The following is a 22,572-nucleotide window of genomic DNA, read 5'->3' as shown; positions in this document are numbered from 1 at the left end:
GGAGCTGATGGCGTCTAGACTAAAAAAGGTGTATTGAAATTGGTTCAAGGTGGGAGCGGCATTCGTGGCGAATACTGTCGTTCATGTGCTAAAGAGGAGAATGATACTGCGCATTCGCGAGCAAGCCCGCTCCCGCATTTTGACCGAGTTTAGTCAGAGGTTTGGGGTCGAACGGGCGACAATCGCCTCAACATTCACACCGCGCGGCAAGGTGCCGTAAACCCGACCGGACGATTCCCCCAAGCGACTGGCAATAAAACCATCACTGACCGCCGCATTCCCCGCCTCCAGCAGCAGCTTGGCCTGCAACGCCACAGCAATGTCCTCAGTCAATTGACGCGCCCGGTACTGGATATCTTGAGTGTCCATAAACGCCGACTTCAGCTGCTCAATATGCTGCGCCAGTTGCGGGCTGCCATGCCCATTGCCCAGCTCGACAAACAGCGCTTCCAGCACACCCGGTTCCTTCGACAGCGCCCGCAACACGTCCAGGCACTGCACGTTACCGGAACCTTCCCACGTTGAATTTACCGGCGCCTCACGGTAAAGACGCGGCAGGATACTGTCCTCGACATACCCGGCACCGCCCATGCACTCGGCGGCTTCGTTGATCATTGCCGGCGCACGCTTGCAGATCCAATACTTGCCCACCGCCGTCACCAGCCGGGCGAATTTGGCTTCCTGTTCGTTATCGAGGTGGTCCAACGCGCGGCCCATGCGCATGCTCAACGCCAGGGATGCTTCGCTTTCCAGCGCCAGGTCGGCCAGCACGTTTTGCATCAGCGGTTGTTCGCTGAGGATGCGCCCGCCGACCAATCGATGAGCGCAATGATGGCTGGCCTGGGTCAACGCCTGGCGCATCAAGGCACTGGAGCCGACCATGCAATCGAAGCGGGTCATGGCAACCATTTCGATGATGGTCGGCACGCCACGGCCCTCTTCGCCGATCATCCAGGCCAACGCGCCACGAAACTCCACTTCGCTGGAGGCGTTGGAGCAGTTGCCGAGTTTGTTTTTCAGGCGCTGGATGTAGAACTCGTTGCGCGTGTCATCCGGACGCTGCCGCGGCAGTAGGAAACACGTCAGGCCTTTGTCGGTCTGCGCCAGAGTGAGGAACGCATCGCACATCGGCGCCGAGCAGAACCACTTGTGCCCCACCAGTTCATAAGCCTGCCCGGGGCCGCCCGCGCCGACCGGATAAGCGCGGGTCGTATTGGCGCGCACGTCAGTGCCGCCCTGTTTCTCGGTCATGGCCATACCGATGGTGGCGCCGGCTTTATGGGCGATGCCGACGTTGCGCGGGTCGTATTCGGTGCTGAGAATTTTCGGCAGCCAGGTCTGCGCCAGGTCGGGCTGCAGACGCAGCGCCGGGACGCAGGCGAAGGTCATGGTCAGCGGGCAACCGGTGCCAGCTTCGGCCTGGCTGTGCAGGTAGGTCATGGCAGCACGGGCCACATGCGCGCCGGATTGCGGGTGCGCCCATGGCAGCGACGGCAGGCCATGTTCGACGGCGGTGCGCATCAGTTCGTGATAAGCCGGATGAAATTCCACCAGGTCGATGCGATGACCATAACGGTCATGACTGTTGAACACCGGCTTGTTCTGGTTCGCCAAGAACCCGGCCTCCATCAATGGCCCACCGGCCAGCGCGCCATAGGCATCGATACGCGCCTCGGCCGAGCCGGCACCAAAGCGGCGCGACCACTCTTGCAAGGGCAAGTCGATGCGGTAAAGGTTAGCGCCATCCAAAGACGGTGGCTGGTTAGTGACGTCGTGGGTTTCGGCGAACTGATGCAGGTTCATGACGGGCCTCCTGGAAAAGGCCACGTACAGTTGAGGCCTGAACTTCAGTTAAGCACCGCCAATCGGCTTAAAAAAGTGGCATACACGCCTAATGCCCGGCGCTTTCGCCCTCTGCCGGGCAGAGCAGGCACCGTTCCAGCACCGCCTGCAACGCCTCAAAACGCACAGGCTTGGCCAGCCGATCGGTGATGCCGATGCCATGGCAGCGCTCACGATCCGACACATTCAGTGACGTACTCAGGGCGATCACCGGCAACTCACCGCAGCCCGGCAATGCACGAATCTGACAGCACAACGAGAAACCGCCTTCAGGCACATCCAGAAGCACCGCATCAAAGCGATCACTCTGCAAGATCGCCAACGCAGACGGGCCGTTGTCCACCGTTTTTACCCGGTAGCCGAGCTTGAGCAGCATGCCGCGCACCGCCAGGTGGCCCACACTGTTGTCGTCCACCAACAAGACCGCGCACTCGTGGGAGGCCCGTTGCGCAAGGGGCTTCTGGCTCCCCGCTTTTGGCTCCGGCGGCACCGGATTCAGAGTCACTTCCAACTGGAAACGACTGCCCTTGCGCGGCTCGGACTGATGGGTCAGCTGCCCGCCAAGCAGTTCGATCAGCTGCCGACAAATCGCCAGGCCGATACCCAGGCCGCCGTATTCACGGGTGGTCGAGCCGTCAAGCTGGAAGAAACGCTGGTACAGCGTGGCCTCGTCGAGGAAGGCGAAGCCGATACCGCTGTCGGTCACAATAAAGCTCAGGCGCACGCTGCCATCACTGTGTGGAACACCCACCACACGCAAACGCACGGCGCCTTCGTGGGTAAATTTGAACGCGTTGTCGAGCAGGCAGTCCAGGCATTGGATCAGCTTGTCGGCGTCGCCAATCACGCGGTCCGGCAGCTCATCCGCCACGTCGATGGAGAATTCCAAGCCTTTGCTCTGAGCACTGGTGATGAACTGCTGGCGCAAGGTATCGAGGGCGCCGCGCAGGCTGAATACCTTGGGCTGGGCGCTCAGGCGTCCGGCCTGCAATTCGGTCAGGGTGAGAATGCCATTTACCATGCGCATCATGTCTCGTGCCGAGCCGGCAGCCGTTTGGAGGTACTGCGCCAAATCATCGTCCAGCGGCACGGTTTGCATCAACTCCAAGGAGCCGATCACGCCGTTCATCGGCGTACGCAATTCGTGGGTCAGGGTGGCGAGGAATTCGTCCTTGAGACGGTTACTGCGGGCCAATTGCTGGTTGAGCACTTCGAGTTTCTGGCTGGCGTCGAACAGGGTCTGCGCCTGCTGCTCGCGCATGCCGTTAATGCGGTCCGCAAGGGCCAGGGACAGCAGCGCCACTTCAATCGCCGAACCCAGCTGGCTGGCGTACATGGTGAGGAACATATTGGGCAGGTAGCCCAGCACCATCAGCGTATTGACCACCCCACCGAGCAGGAACGCCGACCAGGCGATAATGAAATAACGCGCCATGCGCTGGCCGCAATACCAGGCCTTGATGGCGGCAATAAAGATGGTCACGGTGAACACCAGCGCCAAGCCCGTGGCCAGGCGCAAGGCCACGGCATAGCTGGTCAACAGCGCCAACACCATCACCAGCGCGCCGCAGGCTGCCAGCACGAGCAATATCCGGTCGATCCAGCGGCTGTGCTGCGCGGTGTGCAGAAAACTGCGCGCGAACAGGCTGCCGAACAGCGCCGCGGAGCCGATCAGGAACGGCACCGCCGCATTCGACCACCACGGGTTGTTGGGCCAGAAGTACTCCACGGCCACGCCATTGACCGACAGCTGGTAGAGGCCGAACGAGGCTATATAGAGGATGTAATAGAGGTAACTGGTGTCGCGCACGCTCAGGTAGATGAACAGGTTGTAGACCAGCATCCCCAGCAACACCCCGTAGATAGCACCAAGCACATAGAGGCGCAGCGGTTGCTCTTCCATGTACGCAGTGGCGGACCAGAGGGTCAATGGAGCCTGGATAGAACCTTCACTTTGCAGGCGCAGATAGACCGTTTGTTGCTGATCGGGCACAAAGCTGAGCTTGAACAGGTAGTTGCTCTGGCGCACTTCACGGCTGGAGAAAGGCAAGGCGCTGCCGGTGCGGGTGGTCAGCCGGTACTGACCGGTGCCGTCGCCCTGATACAGGTCAAGACGGTTAAGAGGCGGATAAGCCAGCTCCAGGAACCAGGTGCGCGGGGCGCGGGGGTCAATGGCGGTGTAATGCAGGTCGACCTTGAGCCAGAATACCGAGCGCGAATAGCCAGCATTGAGGGTGGCGTTGTCATGGGTCTTGAATTGGGCGGCGTAGGCGGGAGAGCTGACTTGGGCGATGGTGAGGGCGTCGGTGGGATCTTCGAGCACCTGCATGACCCGGCCCAACGGCAGGCTTCGAGTGCTCTGATTGAACTCGACGGCGCCGGCGAGCATCGGCAGCCCGCACAATAATAACATCAGCAAATAGCGCATAGAGCCCCAGCGTGGCCTGTCCGGTTAGGTCAAAAGCCCCCCATTCCTTTTGAGTAGACGTAAACCGGCGATACATTAAGTTATTTGGATCCACTCTAGCATAGCCGCTAGAGGCCATTAGACACCATTGATAAAATTTTTCAAAAGGCTCTAGGGCGTGGCTTTCAGCGTTTTTTCGCACACAGATAAAGGCTAGCAAAAAGCCACAATCGCGCGTAAATACTGACGACATTCAACCTTCGCCAGACGGCCACGCAAAAAGCGTTTGGTGGTAAGCTCGCGCACCATGAATATCTACAGTTCTCGCCCCGTTGTCCTCTGTCTCTCCGGCCATGATCCCAGTGGTGGCGCCGGCTTGCAGGCAGATATCGAAGCCCTTCTCGCCCAAGGCTGTCATGCGGCGCCGACCGTCACCGCCTTGACCGTGCAGAACACCGTCAATGTCAGCGATTTTCGCGTGCTCGACCGCGAGTGGGTGATGGCCCAGGCCAATGCCGTGCTCAGCGATTCCGACGTGGCGGCGGTCAAGCTCGGCATGCTTGGCTCCACCGCGATGGTCGACACCGTGGTCGAACTGCTGCAGGCGCACCCGCACCTGCCGGTGGTGTGCGACCCGGTGCTGCGGGCCGGCGGCGGTGGCAGCCTGGGCAAGGACGAAGTCGGCTACGCGATGCGCGAGCGGCTGTTGCCGTTGTCGCTGATCGCCACGCCGAACCTGCCTGAAGCGCGCATCCTCGCCGAGTTGCCGGAAGGCAGCGCGGACGAATGCGCCGAGAAGCTGCTGCCGTTTATCAAGCATCTGCTGATCACCGGTGGCCACGGCGACGAGCATGAAGTGCACAACCGCCTGTACAGCCGCGACGGCGCGCGCCAGACCTTTACCTGCCAGCGCCTGCCCGGCAGCTATCACGGTTCGGGCTGCACGCTTGCCAGTGCCCTGGCCGGTCGCATCGCCCAGGGCGAAGGCCTGGCCAGTGCCGTGCAATCAGCGCTCAACTACACTTGGCGCACCCTGCGTGACGCCGAACAACTCGGCCAGGGCCAGTTCGTACCGCGCCGGCTGCCGCTGGATTTCTGCTCTTAAACAGCAAAAGAGGCCTGCCCGATGAAACTACGTGGCCTGTATGCCATTACCGACAGCCAACTGTTGGCCGGCAAATTCCTCGCCTATGTCGAGGCGGCATTGGACGGCGGCGTGACCTTGCTGCAGTACCGCGATAAAAGCAGCGACGAAGCCCGCCGCCTGCGTGAAGCTGAGAAACTGCGCGAGCTGTGCTCGCGCTACAAGACCCAGCTTATTATCAATGATGACGCCGAGTTGGCTGCGCGCCTGGGCGTCGGTGTGCACCTGGGCCAGACCGACGGCCCACTGACCCCAGCCCGTGCATTGCTGGGCTCCAAGGCGATCATCGGCGCCACCTGCCACAGCCAGATCGAACTGGCCGAGCAAGCCGCCAAAGAAGGCGCCAGCTACGTCGCCTTCGGCCGTTTCTTCAATTCCAACACCAAGCCCGGCGCACCGGCTGCCACCGTTGAAATGCTGGCCCAGGCCCGCACGCGCCTGCACCTGCCGATCTGCGTGATCGGCGGCGTCACCCTGGAGAACGCCGAACCGCTGGTGGCCCACGGTGCCGACCTGCTCGCCGTGGTGCACGGCCTGTTTGGTGCCGACAGCACCCAGGAAGTCACGCGCCGCGCCCGCGCCTTCAATGACCTTCTTAAAATTTCAGTTTAGAGAGCCGACCATGTCCCGTTCCGAAACCCTGTTTGCCAATGCCCAGAAACACATCCCCGGCGGTGTGAACTCCCCCGTGCGTGCGTTCAAGAGCGTGGGCGGCACGCCGTTGTTCTTCAAACATGCCGAAGGCGCTTACGTCACCGACGAAGATGACAAGCGCTACGTTGACTACGTCGGTTCCTGGGGCCCGATGATTCTCGGCCACAGCCACCCGGACGTGCTCGATGCAGTGCGCCAGCAGTTGCAACACGGCTTGTCATACGGCGCCCCGACCGCCATGGAAACCGAGATGGCAGACCTTGTGTGCTCGATCGTGCCGTCGATGGAAATGGTGCGCATGGTCAGCTCCGGCACCGAAGCCACCATGAGCGCGATACGCCTGGCACGTGGTTTCACCGGCCGCGACAGCATCATCAAATTCGAAGGCTGCTACCACGGCCACTCCGACAGCCTGCTGGTGAAAGCCGGTTCCGGTCTGCTGACCCAAGGCGTGCCGAGCTCGGCCGGTGTACCGGCAGCGTTTGCCAAGCACACCCTGACGCTGGCGTTCAATGACATCGCCGCCGTTGAGCAGATGCTCAGCGAAGTCGGTCAAGAGGTAGCGTGCATCATCGTCGAGCCAGTCGCCGGCAACATGAACTGCGTGCCACCGGCCCCGGGCTTTCTTGAAGGCCTGCGCGAACAGTGCGACAAGCACGGCGTGGTGCTGATTTTCGACGAAGTGATGACCGGCTTCCGTGTCGCCCTCGGCGGCGCCCAGGCTTACTACGGCGTCACGCCGGACCTGAGCACTTTCGGCAAGATCATCGGTGGCGGCATGCCGGTGGGCTGCTTCGGCGGCAAACGCGAAATCATGCAGCACATCGCGCCGCTGGGCCCGGTGTACCAGGCGGGCACCTTGTCGGGTAACCCACTGGCCATGGCTGCCGGCTTGACCACCCTGCGCCTGATCAGCCGCCCGGGCTTTCACGCCGAGCTGACCGACTACACCACTCGCCTGCTGGACGGCCTGCAACAGCGTGCCGATGCTGCTGGCATTCCGTTTGTCACCACCCAGGCCGGCGGCATGTTCGGGCTGTACTTCAGCGGCGCCGACGACATCGTCACGTTCGATGACGTGATGGGCAGCAACGCCGACCTGTTTAAACGCTTCTTCCACCTGATGCTGGAAGGAGGCGTTTACCTGGCACCGAGCGCTTTCGAAGCCGGTTTCACCTCAATCGCCCATGGCGATGTCGAGCTGAAACTGACCTTGGATGCCGCCGAGCGCGCCTTCGCAGCCCTGAAATAAAGAGCGTAGAAATCTGACGTTGCCCCTGACAGCGTCAGATTTGCTACTTTGCTTACAGTTATTTCCTAAGTTTTACGAGAAATCACCTGCAATCGGGCAGATAACTTACCCACGCAGCAGAAAAACGAGTAAAGACTTTGTAAGCAGAGGCCTGCTTATTTCATAATGCGCGCTTATTGGACCCCCGAGGGTCCGCGCGCCCCGTCAGAGGTAAGTCGATTCCCATGAAACGCACCGGCCGCACCCTGGTTCTGGGCTGCCTGTTGCTCCTTCAGCCGCTGCTGGCACATGCACAAGCAGGCGGCAACTCGTTGTTAATCCCAGCGATGGGTCGTTGCACCCTCAGTACCCAGCCGGACAGCCAGGCCGAAGCGCTGAGCGCGTGCCAGAAACAGGCTGACGAGGGGGATGCGCAGGCGCAATACGAGTTGGGCGAGTACTACCACGACGACAAAAACCCCGCCCGCGATCTCAATAAAGCCTTGAGCTACTTTGAGAAAGCTTCGTTGCAGGGCCATGCCCAAGCGCAATTCGAACTGGGGAAAATGTTTTTCCATGGCGAAGGCGTGCAGGCCAATAACGTCCAGGCCTACATCGTGCTGAAAATGGCCGCGGTCAACGGCGCCGAAGATGCACTGGACACCGCCGACGAAGTCGCCGAGCACATGCAGCGCGATGAGTTGGAAGTGGCCACCCAGGTGTTGGGGCAGATCTTCCGCAATTACCTGCAAGAATTGCAGAGTGCCGATGGGCGTTCGCCGTTCTCGCCACTGCCTTAAATTCTCAGTGCCTTTTTAGGCCCTTTCGCGAGCAAGCCCGCGAATAGGGTCTACTCGGTCTAACGGCCTACTTCTCAGGCATCGGCATCGGAAACGGCATGACATTGCTGGTGCCACGCGCCTCACTGATCTTCGGCGTGCCCAGGCGCTCGACCTCGTCGATACGCACAATCGAATGCATCGGCACAAAGCTGCGCACTACGCCTTCAAACTGCGCCTTCAATTTCTCCTCGCCCGGGTCGACGACCAACTGGGTGCGCTCGCCAAAGACGAACTCTTCCACTTCCAGGAAGCCCCACAGATCACTTTGATAGATCTGCTTGGCGTACATTTCGAACACCTGGCCCTGGTTGAGGAAAATCACCTTATAGATTGGAGCTTCACGTTTGGTCATGGTGGGCGGATAACACATCGGGGATATAAAAGAGGGCGCGAACTATAGCATGGCACCCGATGCACAACGCTAGGAACCAATGGACATGCCCCCTATAATGCGCGGTTCTTTACCACCAGTTGACGATTCCCATGGCCAAGAAGCTTTACATCGAAACCCACGGTTGCCAGATGAACGAGTACGACAGCTCGCGCATGGTCGATCTGCTGGGCGAACACCAGGCCCTGGAAGTCACTGCCCGCGCCGAAGATGCCGACGTAATCCTGCTCAATACCTGCTCGATTCGTGAGCGGGCCCAGGACCGTGTGTACTCCCAGCTGGGCCGCTGGCGTGAGTTGAAACTGGCCAACCCGGACATGGTGATCGCCGTCGGCGGTTGCGTGGCCAGCCAGGAAGGCGGGGCTATCCGCGACCGCGCGCCCTATGTCGATGTGGTCTTCGGCCCGCAAACCCTGCACCGCCTGCCGGAAATGATTGACGCTGCGCGCATCACCAAGCTGCCGCAAGTGGACGTGTCGTTCCCGGAAATCGAAAAGTTCGACCATTTGCCCGAACCGCGTATCGACGGGCCAAGCGCGTACGTGTCGGTGATGGAAGGCTGCAGCAAGTACTGCACCTTCTGCGTGGTGCCCTACACCCGCGGTGAAGAAGTCAGCCGGCCGTTTGACGACGTGCTGGCGGAAATCATCCACCTGGCCGAAAACGGCGTGCGCGAAGTGACGTTGCTGGGCCAGAACGTCAACGGCTATCGCGGCCAGACTCACGACGGGCGCCTGGCCGACCTGGCAGAGCTGATCCGCGTGGTCGCCGCCGTCGACGGCATCGACCGTATTCGCTACACCACCTCGCACCCGCTGGAGTTCTCCGACAGCCTGATCCAGGCGCACGCCGAAGTGCCGGAGCTGGTCAAGCACCTGCACCTGCCGGTGCAATCAGGCTCGGACCGCATTCTGTCGGCGATGAAGCGCAACCACACCGCCCTGGAATACAAATCCAAACTGCGCAAATTGCGCGCGGCGGTGCCGGGTATCTGCATCAGCTCGGACTTTATCGTCGGTTTCCCCGGCGAGACCGAGAAGGATTTCGAGCAGACCATGAAGCTGATCGAGGATGTCGGTTTCGACTTCTCCTACTCGTTCGTCTACAGCCAGCGCCCGGGCACTCCGGCTGCCGACTTGGCAGATGACACGCCTGAAGCGCTGAAAAAAGAACGTTTGAACGCGCTACAGCACCGCCTGAACCAGCAAGGCTTCGAGATCAGCCGACAAATGGTCGGTTCGATCCAGCGCATTCTGGTCACCGACTATTCGAAAAAAGACCCGGGCGAGCTGCAAGGCCGTACCGAGAACAACCGGATCGTCAACTTCCGTTGCGACACGCCAGCCCTGATCGGCCAATTCGCCGATGTGCACATTGATGCGGCGCAACCGCACTCGTTGCGCGGGTCGCTGGTGCAGTAACCCCACCCATATTTCTGACTGATTGAGATCAAAATGTGGGAGCGGGCTTGCTCGCGAAGGCGGTGGATCAGTTGATACATGTATTAGCTGACCCACCGCCTTCGCGAGCAAGCCCGCTCCCACATGGGAACCTTGCTGCACTTGGGCTAGATAAGTGCTTTCGTACCCGCGCCACTGGCGTTATCCTCTCTTTCACCTCAACAGCCAAAGGGCGGCTAAAAGCGACCTTGAACGCACCCATAGAACCCCATCGTTTTATCCTCGAGCCTTTTGAGGCTCGCCGTTTCGCCAACCTGTGCGGACAGTTCGACGAGCACCTGCGCCTGATCGAACAACGCCTGAGCATCGAGATCCGCAACCGCGGCAATCAGTTCGAGCTTATTGGTGAACCCCAGCACACCACGTCTGCAGAAAACCTGCTCCGCCGCCTCTACCGCGAAACCAAGGGTAGTGAGCTGTCGCCGGAGACCGTACACCTGTACCTGCAAGAGTCTGCTGTAGAAGATTTGGCCAACAACCCGGTGGCCGAAGCCAGCGTGGCCCTGCGCACCAAAAAAGGCATGATTCGCCCGCGCGGCTTGAATCAGCAACGCTACGTCAAAGAAATCCTCGGTAACGATATCAACTTCGGTATCGGCCCTGCCGGCACCGGTAAGACCTACCTGGCCGTGGCCTGCGCAGTGGACGCCCTGGAGCGCGAACAAGTGCGCCGCATCCTGCTGGTGCGCCCGGCGGTCGAGGCTGGCGAGAAACTTGGCTTCCTGCCCGGCGACCTGGCCCAGAAAATTGACCCGTACCTGCGCCCGCTCTACGACGCGCTGTACGAGATGCTCGGCTTTGAATACGTGGCCAAGCTGATCGAGCGCCAGGTGATCGAGATCGCCCCGCTGGCCTACATGCGTGGCCGTACGCTGAACAACAGCTTTATTATCCTCGACGAAAGCCAAAACACTACCGTCGAGCAAATGAAGATGTTCCTCACCCGTATCGGTTTCGGCTCCACTGCCGTGATCACCGGTGACGTCACCCAGGTCGACCTGCCCAAGGGCACCAAATCAGGGCTGGCGCAGGTGATCGAGGTGCTCAAGGACGTGCCGGGCATCAGCTTCACGCACTTCATGCCCAAGGACGTGGTCCGCCACCCGCTGGTACAGCGCATTGTCGAGGCCTACGAGCGCTTCGAACACAAGGATGACGCACCGGCCAAGGACGTTCGCCGCGATGCTTGAGCTTGACCTGCAGTTGGCCACCGAAGCGCCTGCCCCCAGCGAAGCGCAGTTCCGTCAATGGTGCACACTGGCCCTGCGCCAGCGCACCGCCGACTCGGAGCTGACCATCCGTCTGGTGGACGAGCCCGAAGGCCGTGAACTGAATCACACCTGGCGCCAAAAGGATTACGCGACCAACGTGCTGTCCTTCCCCGCCGACGTACCGGATGAGTTACTGGATATCCCTTTGCTGGGCGACCTGGTCATCTGTGTCGACGTGGTGGAACGCGAAGCAAAGGATCAAGGCAAGGAACTTGAGGCCCACTGGGCCCATCTAGTCATCCACGGCTGCTTGCATCTCTTGGGTTACGACCATATAGACGATGACGAAGCCTTGGAAATGGAAACACTGGAACAAACGTTGCTTGCTGAATTGGGTCATCGTGACCCTTATGCTGACGACGAAAACTGATCAACACTCAACTGACACAACAAAGGATTTAGAGTAATCGCTATGAGCGAAGACCGATCGAGCAACGGGCAGAAGTCATGGCTGGGTAAACTGACCCAGGCTTTTGCCCACGAGCCGAAAAACCGCCAGGAGCTGCTTGAGCTGCTGCGCGAGGCCCATCAGAACAAGTTGCTGGACAGCGAAGCGCTGGCCATCGTCGAAGGCGCCATCCAGGTAGCTGACCTGCAAGTTCGGGACATCATGGTCCCGCGTTCGCAGATGATCAGCATCAAGGCGACCCAGACTCCCCGGGAATTCCTCCCGGCCGTGATCGACTCGGCGCACTCGCGCTACCCGGTGATCGGTGAAAGCCATGACGACGTCATGGGTGTCCTGCTGGCCAAGGACTTGCTGCCGTTGATCCTCAAGGAGAACGGCGACAACTTCAACATCAAGGACCTGCTGCGTCCGGCCACCTTCGTACCTGAATCCAAGCGCCTGAATGTGCTGCTGCGCGAGTTCCGCGCCAACCACAATCACATGGCCATTGTGATCGACGAATACGGTGGCGTAGCAGGCCTGGTGACCATCGAAGACGTGCTGGAACAGATCGTCGGCGACATCGAAGACGAGCACGACGTCGAAGAAGACAGCTACATCAAGCCACTGCCCAGTGGTGACTTCCTGGTCAAGGCACTGACGCCGATCGAGAACTTCAACGAGTTCTTCGACAGCGAATTCTCCGACGATGAGTTCGATACCGTCGGCGGCCTGGTGATGAGTGCGTTCGGGCATCTGCCTAAACGTAACGAGACCACTGAGATCGGCGCCTATCGCTTTCGCATTCTGAATGCCGACAGCCGCCGGATTCATTTGATTCGCCTGACACCGATTGCCCGCTAAGGAATGACATGCAGCGCCTAACCCGCCCCGGCTGGCCCGGTAACTTGCTGGCCGTGGTGGCCGGCGCTATCACTACACTGGCGCTGGCGCCGTTCGACCTGTGGCCGTTTGCTCTAGTGGCGGTCGGATTGTTCTACATCGGCCTGCGCGAGCTGACGCCACGTCAGGCCTTGGGCCGTGGTTGGTGTTTCGGTTTCGGCCTGTTTGGCGCGGGCACCAGTTGGATCTACTACAGCATCCACCACTTCGGCGGCGCGTCGGTGCTGCTGGCTGGCTTTTTGATGCTGCTGTTTACTGCGGCCATTGCCTGGTTCTTCGCGCTGCCTGCCTGGTTGTGGGCGCGCTGGCTGCGCCGCAATGAAGCGCCGCTGGCCGACGCGCTGACGTTTGCGGCGCTGTGGGTCGGCCAGGAAGCGTTTCGCGGTTGGTTCCTCACCGGTTTCCCATGGCTCTATTCCGGTTACAGCCAACTCGACGGCCCACTCACCGGCCTCGCGCCGTTGGGCGGGATGTGGCTGATTTCCTTCGCCCTGGCGCTGACCGCCGCAGTGCTGTGCAATCTGCCGCGCCTGCTGGCAAGCAAACGCAACGGGTTTATCGGCGCAGGCCTGGTGCTGCTGGTGGCGCCATGGGCCATCGGCCTGGCACTCAAGCATCACGCGTGGACGTCGCCCTCCGGCGACCCACTGACGGTGGCGGCGATCCAGGGCAACGTCGAACAAAGCATGAAGTGGGACCCCGAGCAGCTAAACGCTCAACTGGCGCTGTACCGCGACATGAGCTTCAGCTCCAAACGTGTCGACTTGTTGGTGTGGCCGGAAACCGCCGTGCCGGTGCTCAAGGAGTCTGTCGAAGGCTACCTGGGGATGATGGGCAAGTTTGCAGCCGACCGGCACACAGCGCTGATCACCGGCGTACCGATTCGCCAGGAAGTGCACCACCAGAAGCGCTACTTCAACGGCATCACCGTGGTCGGCGAAGGCGAAGGCACTTACTTGAAGCAGAAGCTGGTGCCATTTGGCGAATACGTGCCGCTGCAAGACATGCTGCGCGGGCTGATTGCCTTCTTCGACTTGCCCATGTCGGACTTTGCCCGCGGCCCTGCCGACCAGGCGATGCTGCAGGCCAAGGGCTATCAGATTGCGCCGTTTATTTGCTATGAGGTGGTGTACCCGGAATTCGCCGCAGGCCTCTCGGCCCAGAGCGACTTGCTGCTGACCATCAGCAACGACACGTGGTTTGGCCGCTCCATCGGCCCGCTGCAACACCTGCAAATGGCGCAGATGCGGGCGCTGGAGGCTGGCCGCTGGATGATCCGTGCCACTAACAATGGTGTGACTGGCCTGATCAACCCGTTTGGGCAGATTACTGCGCAGATCCCGCAGTTCGAGCGCGGCATTCTGTACGGCGAAGTTGTGCCGATGCACAACCTCACGCCGTACCTGCAATGGCGCTCGTGGCCGTTGATCATTGTGTGCCTGGGGTTGTTCGGCTGGGCGCTGCTGGCGGGGCGGATGTCCAAAACGGTCTGACCGGCACTACATAACCAATGTGGGAGCTGGCTTGTGTGGGAGCAGACTTGCTCGCGAATACGGTGCATCAGTTAACGAAAATGCTGACTGACACACCGCTTTCGCGAGCAAGCCCGCTCCCACACAAAGCCATCCCACATTTGATTTACGGCCTTACCGGTAAAACACCCGATACCCCACCTGCCCCGCCGCCTCGTTGATCAACTGCCCGCTCTGCCACACCGACTTGACCTCCGGCATCCAGCCGCCCAACGGCCGGGCATTGTCCACGCCCAAAAAGCCCACCGGCCCAGGCACCACGGTGAAGCCGGCTTTCTCAAAGCTCCAGACCGCTCGCGGCATGTGCCAGGCCTGGGTCACCACCACGACACGCTTGATGCCTTGCGGCAACAGCATCTCGGCGCTCATCTGCGCGTTTTCCCAGGTGGTACGGCTGCGCTCTTCTTTCCAGCGCACGGTCACGCCGAAGTCATCCTGCATCGACACCGCCATCAGCTCGGCTTCACTGGGCGGCGTGCCGTAATGCAGGCCACCGCTGGTCAAGACCGGCAGCCCGGACGCCTTGGCCAGTCGCGCAGCATAACGCTGGCGCTCAAGGCCAATGCCGGTGGGCTGATCGGTGCCCCAGGCCGGGTCGCCCCGTTCGCGCCCGGAACCCAGCACCACGATCGCGTCTGCCCGCTGGGCCAGTGTTGCCCACTCTTCAAGGGCCAACGGTGGCTCGGTCTCCAGAGCATGCGCGCCCCATTGCACCATCACCGGCAGGCTGATCAACCACATCCCACCCAAACCCAAGGCAAAACACAGCCCGGCCAGGCGCGGGCGGCTTTTGCGAAACCACCAGGCAACCGCGAGCAGCAGCAAAAAAATGCCGGGCGGCAACAGCAATTGTTTAATGAAATAACGAAAAGGCATCGGGCATCTCCAAAGATGCCCGAAGCCTAGATGCATCGGGATTTAGCGACAATCTTTACCAGCATATTTCGAGAAACTCACCGGATAACGCGGTGTTTCACTTGCACCGTACGGCCCGAAATTTTTCGGGGCCGCGACCGGCAGCCACGTCCTTCAGCCAGATCACCTTGGCTGAACGCGACGGTGACTGGGCAGGCGGGGAAGCCTGACCCTGAGAGGCACGGTGGTGATTCAATTCCAAGTAAACCTTGATCAGTTCAAGTTCTGCCTGGCTCAAGCCTCGCAACTCCAGCTCCAGAGGCCGTTCATCACGCAATCGGCCTGCGGTTCTTGCGGCATCCAATGCCCGACCCAAACGGTCGATCAGTCCTTCGTACAATTGCGGTTTCGTTAAAGTTCGCTGCGATTCAACCATCCCCTCACCTCATTGAAGATAAGACTCACTCCCCAATAAACAGCGTAGTCCCCATGGCTGCGCCTGCCCGGCGCCGCGACAGACGGCCGCGCGCGCGCAATCAGGGTTTCCCTCGATAGAGTGGGGTCATGTATGCTACGGCGCTTCCTGTAACTCCACTTCCCGCAGGGTTTGGGCACGGACGCGCCGCTTTTTGGTGTCGATCAACCTGAACATTGCAGCGAAGAGGATTAGGCCACCCCTATTCAGTTCAAAAGTAGCCATGCACGAACACTATCAGCCCCGTGAAATAGAAAATGCCGCCCAAACCTTCTGGGACGAGCAAAAGTCCTTTGAAGTCAGTGAACAGCCAGGCAAGGAGACTTACTACTGCCTATCGATGTTCCCTTACCCCAGCGGCAAGCTACACATGGGGCACGTGCGCAACTACACCATCGGTGACGTGATTTCGCGCTACCAGCGCATGCTCGGCAAGAACGTCCTGCAGCCTATGGGTTGGGACGCCTTCGGCATGCCGGCGGAAAACGCCGCGATGAAAAACAACGTGGCGCCCGCCAAGTGGACCTACGAAAACATCGCCTACATGAAGACCCAGCTGCGCAGCCTGGGCCTGGCGGTGGACTGGTCCCGCGAAGTGACCACCTGCAAGCCGGATTACTACCGCTGGGAACAATGGCTGTTCACACGCCTGTTCGAAAAAGGGGTGATCTACAAAAAAAGCGGCACCGTGAACTGGGACCCGATCGACCAGACCGTACTGGCCAACGAACAGGTCATCGACGGTCGCGGCTGGCGCTCCGGCGCGCTGATTGAAAAGCGCGAAATCCCGATGTACTACTTCAAGATCACCGCCTACGCGGATGAACTCCTGTCGAGCCTCGACGACCTGCCGGGCTGGCCTGAACAGGTCAAGACCATGCAGCGCAACTGGATCGGCAAATCCAAGGGCATGGAAGTGCAATTCCCGTACAACGTCGATTCCATCGGCGCAGCGGGCGCACTCAAAGTCTTCACCACCCGCCCGGACACATTGATGGGCGCGACCTACGTCGCCGTGGCCGCTGAACACCCGCTGGCCACCCAAGCCGCGCAGAACAACCCTGAGCTGCAGGCCTTCATCGCCGAATGCAAAGGCGGCAGCGTGGCCGAAGCCGACGTCGCCACCCAAGCGAAAAAAGGCCTGCCGACCGGGCTGTTCGTCGAGCACCCGCTGACCGGTGAAAAGCTGCCGGTGTGGGTCGCCAACTACGTGCTGATGCACTACGGCGATGGCGCAGTAATGGCTGTGCCGGCCCACGACGAGCGCGATTTCGAATTCGCCACCCAGTACAGCCTGCCGATCAAGTCCGTGGTGCGTACAAGCGTGGGTGATACCAACCCGGCCCCGTGGCAAGACGCCTACGGTGAGCACGGCGAACTGATCAACTCCGGCGAGTTCGACGGCCTGGATTTCCAGGGTGCTTTCGACGCCATCGAAGTCGCACTGATCAAGAAAAACCTCGGTGCCTCGCGCACCCAGTTCCGCCTGCGCGATTGGGGCATCAGCCGCCAGCGCTACTGGGGCTGCCCGATTCCGATCATCCACTGCCAAACCTGCGGTGACGTGCCGGTGCCGGAAGATCAATTGCCGGTAGTGCTGCCGGAAGACGTGGTGCCGGATGGTGCAGGTTCGCCGTTGGCACGCATGCCCGAGTTCTACGCCTGCGCGTGCCCGAAATGCGGTGCACCGGCCAAGCGTGAAACCGACACCATGGACACCTTCGTCGAGTCCTCGTGGTACTACGCCCGCTACGCCTCACCGCACTATGAAGGCGGCCTGGTAGAAAAATCCGCGGCCGACCATTGGTTGCCTGTGGATCAGTACATCGGCGGTATCGAACACGCCATTCTGCACCTGCTCTACGCGCGCTTCTTCCATAAGCTGATGCGTGACGAAGGCTTGGTCAGCTCTGATGAGCCGTTCAAGAACCTGCTGACCCAGGGCATGGTGATCGCCGACACTTACTATCGCCGCGAAGCCAATGGCGCCTACACATGGTTCAACCCGGCAGACGTCGAGCTTGAGCGTGACAGCAAAGCCAAGGTGATCAGCGCCACGTTGAAATCCGACGGCCTGCCGGTGGAAATCGGCGGCACCGAGAAGATGGCCAAGTCGAAGAACAACGGCGTCGACCCGCAGTCGATGATCGATCAGTTCGGCGCCGACACCTGCCGCCTGTTCATGATGTTCGCCTCGCCACCTGACATGAGCGCCGAATGGTCCGACTCCGGCGTCGAAGGCTCGCACCGCTTCCTCAAGCGCGTCTGGCGCCTGGCGCACGCCCATGTCAGCCAGGGCTTGCCGGGCAAACTGGACGTGGCGTCCTTGAGCGATGAGCAAAAAGCCATTCGTCGCAGCACCCACCTGGCCATCCGCCAAGCCAGCCAGGACGTGGGGCAGAACCACAAATTCAACACCGCCATCGCCCAAGTGATGACGCTGATGAACGTGCTGGAAAAAGCACCGCAAACGACGGAACAAGACCGCGCGCTGATACAGGAAGGCCTGGAAGCGGTAGTTCTGCTGCTGGCCCCGATCACGCCGCACATCAGCCACGAACTGTGGAGCCGTTTGGGCCACAGCGGCGCGGTGATCGATGCGCGCTGGCCGGTTCAGGATGACAGCGCCCTGGTACAGGACACGCTGCAACTGGTCATCCAGGTCAACGGTAAACTGCGTGGCCAGATTGATATGCCAGCCAGCGCCAGCCGCGAAGACGTTGAAGCGGCCGCCCGCGTCAACGAGAACGTGCTGCGCTTTACCGAAGGCCTGACGATCCGCAAAGTGATCGTGGTGCCCGGCAAACTGGTCAACATCGTCGCTAGCTAATCGGATCGGGCGCAGGGCTTGAGCCCTGCGCCGAACTAAACCTTTAAGGCCTCGATAAGGCCCACATGGTTTCAAGGGGAGCAACAAAATGATCAAACGCAATTTGCTGGTGATGGGCCTCGCTGTGCTGCTGAGCGCTTGCGGCTTCCAGCTGCGCGGCACCGGCACCAATGAACTGTCGCTCAAGGAACTGGACCTCAGCGCCCGCAATGCCTACGGCGACACCGTGACTCAGCTGCGCCAGACCCTGGAAAACAGCGGCGTGCGTGTCTATACCGGCGCGACCTACAAACTGAACCTGGTAGACGAGCGAGAAACACAGCGTAACCTCAGCTACGCGAGTGCTGGTCGTGCGTCGGACATCGAGCTGAGCACCGCGCTCAACTTCGAAGTACAAGGCCGCGACCACCTGCCACTGATGGGCGACAAGATCGAAGTGCAAAAGGTCGTCAGCCATGATGGCAACAACCTGGTGGGTTCGGACTCGGAAATTATCCAGGTTCGCAAGGAAATGCGTCGTGAGCTGATCCAGCGCATGATGGTGCGTCTGCAACAGCTGACCCCGGAAAAACTGGCAGCCCTGCAACTCACCGCCGACAACAAGGCCAAGGCTGACGCCGACGCCCTGAAAGCTGCGAAAGAGTACGAAGACAACACGCCGAAACAATCGCCTGTTGAAGTCCCTGTCGAGTAAGCCAGACGGGGCGCCCCTGGCGCCCCGTCCCGCCCGCCTATGAAACTCGCCCCTGCCCAACTCGCCAAACACCTGCAAGGTGGTCTCGCGCCTGTCTATATCGTCAGCGGTGATGACCCGCTGCTGTGCCAGGAAGCCGCAGACGCCATTCGCACCGCCGCACGCCAGCAAGGCTTCGATGAACGCCAGGTATTCAGCGCCGACGCCAGTTTCGACTGGGGTACGCTGCTGCAAGCCGGCGCGAGCATGTCGTTGTTCGCCGAAAAACGCCTGTTGGAACTGCGCCTGCCTTCGGGCAAGCCCGGGGACAAGGGCGCGGCGGCCTTGATGGAATACTGCTCGCGGCCTGCTGAAGACACGGTACTGCTGATCAGCCTGCCCAAGCTTGACGGCAGCGCGCAAAAAACCAAATGGGGCAAGGCGCTGGTAGAAGGCCCACAGACCCAGTTCATCCAGATCTGGCCCGTGGACAGCAACCAACTGCCGCAGTGGATTCGTCAGCGCCTGTCCCAATCAGGGCTGTCGGCGACGCAAGACGCTGTGGAGCTGATCGCCGCTCGGGTCGAAGGCAACTTGCTTGCCGCCGCCCAGGAGATCGAAAAGCTCAAGTTGATGGCCGAAGACGGGCAAATCACCGTTGAAACCGTGCAAGGCGCGGTGGCCGACAGCGCGCGCTTTGACGTGTTCGGGCTGGTGGATGCGATTCTTAACGGCGAACCCGCCCACGCCTTGCGCATGCTCGAAGGGCTGCGCGGCGAAGGCGTGGAGCCCCCGGTGATTCTGTGGGCACTGGCCCGGGAACTGCGGGTGCTGGCCAATATTTCCCTGCAATACAGCCAAGGCACTGCGCTGGACAAATGCTTCAGCCAGGCCCGGCCACCGGTGTGGGACAAACGCAAACCACTGATGAGCAAAGCCCTGCAACGCCACTCAGCGCAACGCTGGGCGCAACTGTTGCTGGAAGCGCAGCGCATCGACGCGCAAATCAAAGGCCAGGCGGCCGGCTCGCCGTGGATGAGCCTGAGTCGTTTGTCACTTTTGATGTCTGGGCAACGCCTGTCATTACCTGCGGAATAACCATTTTTCCAGACAACAAAAAATTTATGTGGAGCAAGCGCTCGCCCACATTTTAACGGTGCACGCATTCAGATTTTCTATATTTCCTACACAGCGCCGGGCTTTACAGACGCGCAACTTCGGCAGATGATTTGCACCGCGTCACCCACCTATAGAGAGTATTGAACATGAGCAAGAAGCCATCCAAGCATGGCCCCAACAAGGCCAAATCCATCATCGCCCAGCCACTGTTCCGCAGCCGTCAAGAACGCGCCAGCAAGGGCAAAGGCAGCTACCGCCGCGAAGCCTTCCAGTCTAATAGCTGGGAGGCTTCTTACTTTCTGGCTGCCTGAAGGCAAGCGCCCCTCTGGCATGATAAGGTCTGCACCTGATTTGTAATCCCTGGACCTGTGCATGCCCTCTAGTCTTTCCCGTCGTTGGCACCTTCGCCAATTGATCGCTGCCTCCAGCCTCATTCTGCTTGTCGCCTGCGCCGAGAAACCCACCGCCGCAGACGCTCAACCCCTGCCAAAGCTGCAGACTGTGCCGGCCGTAGCGCCTGCCGTAGTCGCCCCGCTGGCTGTAGACAACCTCGATATCCAACCACCCCAGACCTTTGCCGAATGGCAGGCGGGCTTTCGCGTGGAGGCTCTGAAGGTCGGGATCACACCGGCTGTCTTTGATAACGCTTTTGCCGGTGTTACTCCCGATATGGCAGTGATTCGCGCTGACCGCAGCCAACCGGAGTTTTCCCGCCCCGTTTGGGAATACCTCGACGGTGCCCTCTCGCCAGTGCGCGTGCGCAACGGTCAGGCCTTGCTGATCAAGTACGCCGACATCCTGCAAAGCATCGAACAACGCTACGGCGTTGACCGCCAGGCGCTGGTCTCGGTGTGGGGCATGGAAAGCAACTTTGGCCAGTTCCAGGGCAACAATTCGGTGATCCGCTCCCTGGCGACCCTGGCCTACGAGGGCCGTCGCCCGGCGTTCGCACAGGCGCAGCTGCTGGCGGCACTGCAGATCATCCAGCATGGCGATATCCAGGCCGACCAGATGAAAGGCTCCTGGGCCGGCGCGATGGGCCAGACCCAATTTATCCCGACCACTTACAACACCCACGCCGTCGACTTCGATGGCGACGGTCGCCGCGACATCTGGAACAGCCCGGCCGACGCCCTCGCCTCCACCGCACACTACCTGCAAAGCTCCGGCTGGCAGAAAGGCCAGCCGTGGGGCTTTGAAGTCAAGCAACTGCCGGCGAACTTCGATTACGCCCTGGCAGATGGCGGCGTGCGCAAGAGCGTTAGCGAGTGGCTGAAACTCGGTATCCAACTGCCGTCTGGCGCGAACATGGCGCCTAACGTCGATCAACTCTGCGCGGCCCTGCTGCTGCCGGCGGGCTATCGCGGCCCGGCGTTCCTGGTGCTGGATAACTTCCGCGCGATCCTCAAGTACAACAATTCGTCATCCTACGCGTTGGCGGTTGGCCTGCTGTCGGAGCGGTTTGGTGGTGGCGGTGTGATTCGTGGCGATTGGCCAAAAGATGAGCTACCGCTGAGTCGCTCCCAGCGTATTGACTTGCAGACGGTGCTCAGCGCCAAGGGCTATGACGCGGGCAACGCGGATGGGATTATCGGCGCCAACACGCGCAAAGCGATTCGGGCGGCGCAACAGTCGTTGGGTTGGCCGGCGGATGGGTATCCGACGGTGAAGCTGTTGGAGTCGTTGCAGAACCGATAGATCTGCGGTTGTGGCGAGCGGTCTTGCCCCGCTCGCCACAAAAAGCCCCGCACGGCGGCTTTATCACCCCGTCAGGGCTTGAACACTACGTCTTGCTCCAACACCAGCCGCTGCTCCCCCGCGTCCAACCGCACCAACGCGCCCATCGGCAGCGTCAGGTTCGGGTCGCAATGCCCGCTGCGCCAGCCGGACAACACCGGAATGCGCAACGGTTCGAAAGTCTGCTTGAGCAGCCGTTCCAGCGCGGTGTTATCCACACCCGACACATCCCCCACCAACACACCGGCAACCTGCGCCAACTTGCCCGTCAGGCGCAGGTGCGTCAGCAGGCGGTCGATGCGATAGATGGGCTCGTTGACGTCCTCAATAAACAGGATGATGCCTTCGGCGTCGATCTCATAAGCCGTGCCCATCACCGCCGCGATCATCGACAGGTTGCCACCCAGCAAACGCCCAAAGGCGACACCAGGCTCGATCGTGGTCAACGGGTAGGCCATCGGATGCGCCAGCACGCTGCCGGCGCCCAGTTGACCGCGCAGCAGGCTGAACAACGATGACTCAGTAGGTTGCTGTTTGTCGCCAAGCAAATCGGCATTGAGCATCGGCCCGTGAAAGGTCACGAAGCCTGCGTAACGGCTGATCGCCAGGTGCAACGCGGTGATGTCGCTGTAACCCACAAATGGCTTGGGGTTGGCGCGCAGCAGGTCGAAGTCCAGGCGATCCAGCAAGCGTGGTGTGCCGTAGCCGCCGCGCAGGCAGAAGACGGCATCGATTTCGGGGTCGGCAACGGCAGCATGCAGGTCGCGCAGACGCACGTCGTCGCTGCCTGCGGGGTAAACATCGCGAGATCGGTAGCG

20 protein-coding genes are annotated in these 22,572 nt (G+C 60.7%); 14 read left to right on the top strand and 6 right to left on the bottom strand.

Annotated elements, in window-relative coordinates:
- Positions 1–153 precede the first annotated feature (153 nt).
- Complete coding sequence (locus tag E0F99_RS21080) at positions 154–1,803, bottom strand: acyl-CoA dehydrogenase family protein (protein WP_083356631.1); 1,650 nt, start codon at positions 1,801–1,803, stop codon at positions 154–156.
- An 88-nt stretch (positions 1,804–1,891) separates the two neighbouring features.
- Positions 1,892–4,270, bottom strand: a complete 2,379-nt coding sequence (locus E0F99_RS21075; RefSeq protein ID WP_083356630.1) for a hybrid sensor histidine kinase/response regulator — start codon at positions 4,268–4,270, stop codon at positions 1,892–1,894.
- Positions 4,271–4,556: 286 nt separating this feature from the next.
- Between E0F99_RS21075 and E0F99_RS21070 the strand changes: the two genes are divergently transcribed.
- The 4 genes from E0F99_RS21070 to E0F99_RS21055 all read left to right on the top strand — a co-directional run bounded on the left by E0F99_RS21070 (position 4,557) and on the right by E0F99_RS21055 (position 8,078).
- On the top strand, positions 4,557–5,354 hold the full coding sequence (locus tag E0F99_RS21070) for a hydroxymethylpyrimidine/phosphomethylpyrimidine kinase (RefSeq protein ID WP_083356629.1): 798 nt from the start codon (positions 4,557–4,559) through the stop codon (positions 5,352–5,354).
- A 21-nt stretch (positions 5,355–5,375) separates the two neighbouring features.
- Entirely contained in the window at positions 5,376–6,005 is a 630-nt protein-coding gene (gene thiE / locus E0F99_RS21065) for a thiamine phosphate synthase (RefSeq protein WP_083356628.1), read from the top strand.
- Between the two features lie 10 nt (positions 6,006–6,015).
- Entirely contained in the window at positions 6,016–7,299 is a 1,284-nt protein-coding gene (gene hemL / locus E0F99_RS21060) for a glutamate-1-semialdehyde 2,1-aminomutase (RefSeq protein WP_083356627.1), read from the top strand.
- Between the two features lie 224 nt (positions 7,300–7,523).
- The gene (locus E0F99_RS21055) at positions 7,524–8,078 is read left to right on the top strand and encodes a tetratricopeptide repeat protein (protein WP_083356626.1); all 555 of its coding nucleotides are present in this window, start codon (positions 7,524–7,526) and stop codon (positions 8,076–8,078) included.
- 67 nt (positions 8,079–8,145) lie between these two features.
- Here E0F99_RS21055 and E0F99_RS21050 read toward each other — a convergent pair whose 3' ends face one another.
- Entirely contained in the window at positions 8,146–8,472 is a 327-nt protein-coding gene (locus tag E0F99_RS21050) for a DUF1820 family protein (protein WP_003194436.1), read from the bottom strand.
- 131 nt (positions 8,473–8,603) lie between these two features.
- Between E0F99_RS21050 and miaB the strand changes: the two genes are divergently transcribed.
- The 5 genes from miaB to lnt all read left to right on the top strand — a co-directional run bounded on the left by miaB (position 8,604) and on the right by lnt (position 14,026).
- A complete protein-coding gene (gene miaB, locus E0F99_RS21045) occupies positions 8,604–9,932 on the top strand; it encodes a tRNA (N6-isopentenyl adenosine(37)-C2)-methylthiotransferase MiaB (RefSeq protein ID WP_130908903.1) in 1,329 nt (442 codons plus the stop codon).
- Positions 9,933–10,159: 227 nt separating this feature from the next.
- Entirely contained in the window at positions 10,160–11,161 is a 1,002-nt protein-coding gene (locus E0F99_RS21040) for a PhoH family protein (protein WP_083356624.1), read from the top strand.
- Positions 11,154–11,612 (top strand): rRNA maturation RNase YbeY, encoded by a 459-nt coding sequence (gene ybeY, locus E0F99_RS21035; protein WP_083356623.1) that lies wholly within the window; start codon positions 11,154–11,156, stop codon positions 11,610–11,612. The genes E0F99_RS21040 and ybeY overlap by 8 nt, the downstream gene beginning before the upstream one ends.
- 42 nt (positions 11,613–11,654) lie before the next feature.
- Entirely contained in the window at positions 11,655–12,494 is an 840-nt protein-coding gene (locus E0F99_RS21030; protein WP_015373027.1) for an HlyC/CorC family transporter, read from the top strand.
- A gap of 8 nt (positions 12,495–12,502) precedes the next feature.
- Positions 12,503–14,026, top strand: coding sequence for an apolipoprotein N-acyltransferase (lnt, locus tag E0F99_RS21025; protein WP_083356622.1), 1,524 nt, complete (start codon positions 12,503–12,505; stop codon positions 14,024–14,026).
- Between the two features lie 153 nt (positions 14,027–14,179).
- On the opposite strand, the gene E0F99_RS21020 is transcribed toward lnt, so the two are convergent.
- The gene (locus E0F99_RS21020; RefSeq protein ID WP_083356621.1) at positions 14,180–14,941 is read right to left on the bottom strand and encodes a YdcF family protein; all 762 of its coding nucleotides are present in this window, start codon (positions 14,939–14,941) and stop codon (positions 14,180–14,182) included.
- A gap of 97 nt (positions 14,942–15,038) precedes the next feature.
- Positions 15,039–15,356 (bottom strand): hypothetical protein, encoded by a 318-nt coding sequence (locus E0F99_RS21015; protein WP_083356620.1) that lies wholly within the window; start codon positions 15,354–15,356, stop codon positions 15,039–15,041.
- Positions 15,357–15,618: 262 nt separating this feature from the next.
- On the opposite strand from E0F99_RS21015, the gene leuS reads away from it, so the two are divergent.
- From leuS to E0F99_RS20990, 5 genes are all read left to right on the top strand, one after another.
- Entirely contained in the window at positions 15,619–18,225 is a 2,607-nt protein-coding gene (leuS, locus tag E0F99_RS21010; protein ID WP_083356619.1) for a leucine--tRNA ligase, read from the top strand.
- A gap of 88 nt (positions 18,226–18,313) precedes the next feature.
- Positions 18,314–18,919, top strand: coding sequence for an LPS-assembly lipoprotein LptE (locus tag E0F99_RS21005; RefSeq protein ID WP_083356618.1), 606 nt, complete (start codon positions 18,314–18,316; stop codon positions 18,917–18,919).
- A gap of 39 nt (positions 18,920–18,958) precedes the next feature.
- On the top strand, positions 18,959–19,996 hold the full coding sequence (gene holA / locus E0F99_RS21000) for a DNA polymerase III subunit delta (RefSeq protein ID WP_083356617.1): 1,038 nt from the start codon (positions 18,959–18,961) through the stop codon (positions 19,994–19,996).
- A 167-nt stretch (positions 19,997–20,163) separates the two neighbouring features.
- Positions 20,164–20,328, top strand: a complete 165-nt coding sequence (gene arfA / locus E0F99_RS20995; protein ID WP_083356616.1) for an alternative ribosome rescue factor ArfA — start codon at positions 20,164–20,166, stop codon at positions 20,326–20,328.
- Between the two features lie 61 nt (positions 20,329–20,389).
- Entirely contained in the window at positions 20,390–21,715 is a 1,326-nt protein-coding gene (locus E0F99_RS20990) for a lytic murein transglycosylase (protein ID WP_083356615.1), read from the top strand.
- Positions 21,716–21,786: 71 nt separating this feature from the next.
- Here E0F99_RS20990 and E0F99_RS20985 read toward each other — a convergent pair.
- Positions 21,787–22,572, bottom strand: a 786-nt coding sequence (locus E0F99_RS20985) for a S66 peptidase family protein (protein ID WP_130908902.1), incomplete at its 5' end; no start/stop codon positions are given.

This window comes from Pseudomonas antarctica (assembly GCF_900624995.1).
Classification (GTDB): domain Bacteria; phylum Pseudomonadota; class Gammaproteobacteria; order Pseudomonadales; family Pseudomonadaceae; genus Aquipseudomonas; species Aquipseudomonas antarctica.
This window is presented reverse-complemented; position numbering and strand designations above follow the sequence as displayed.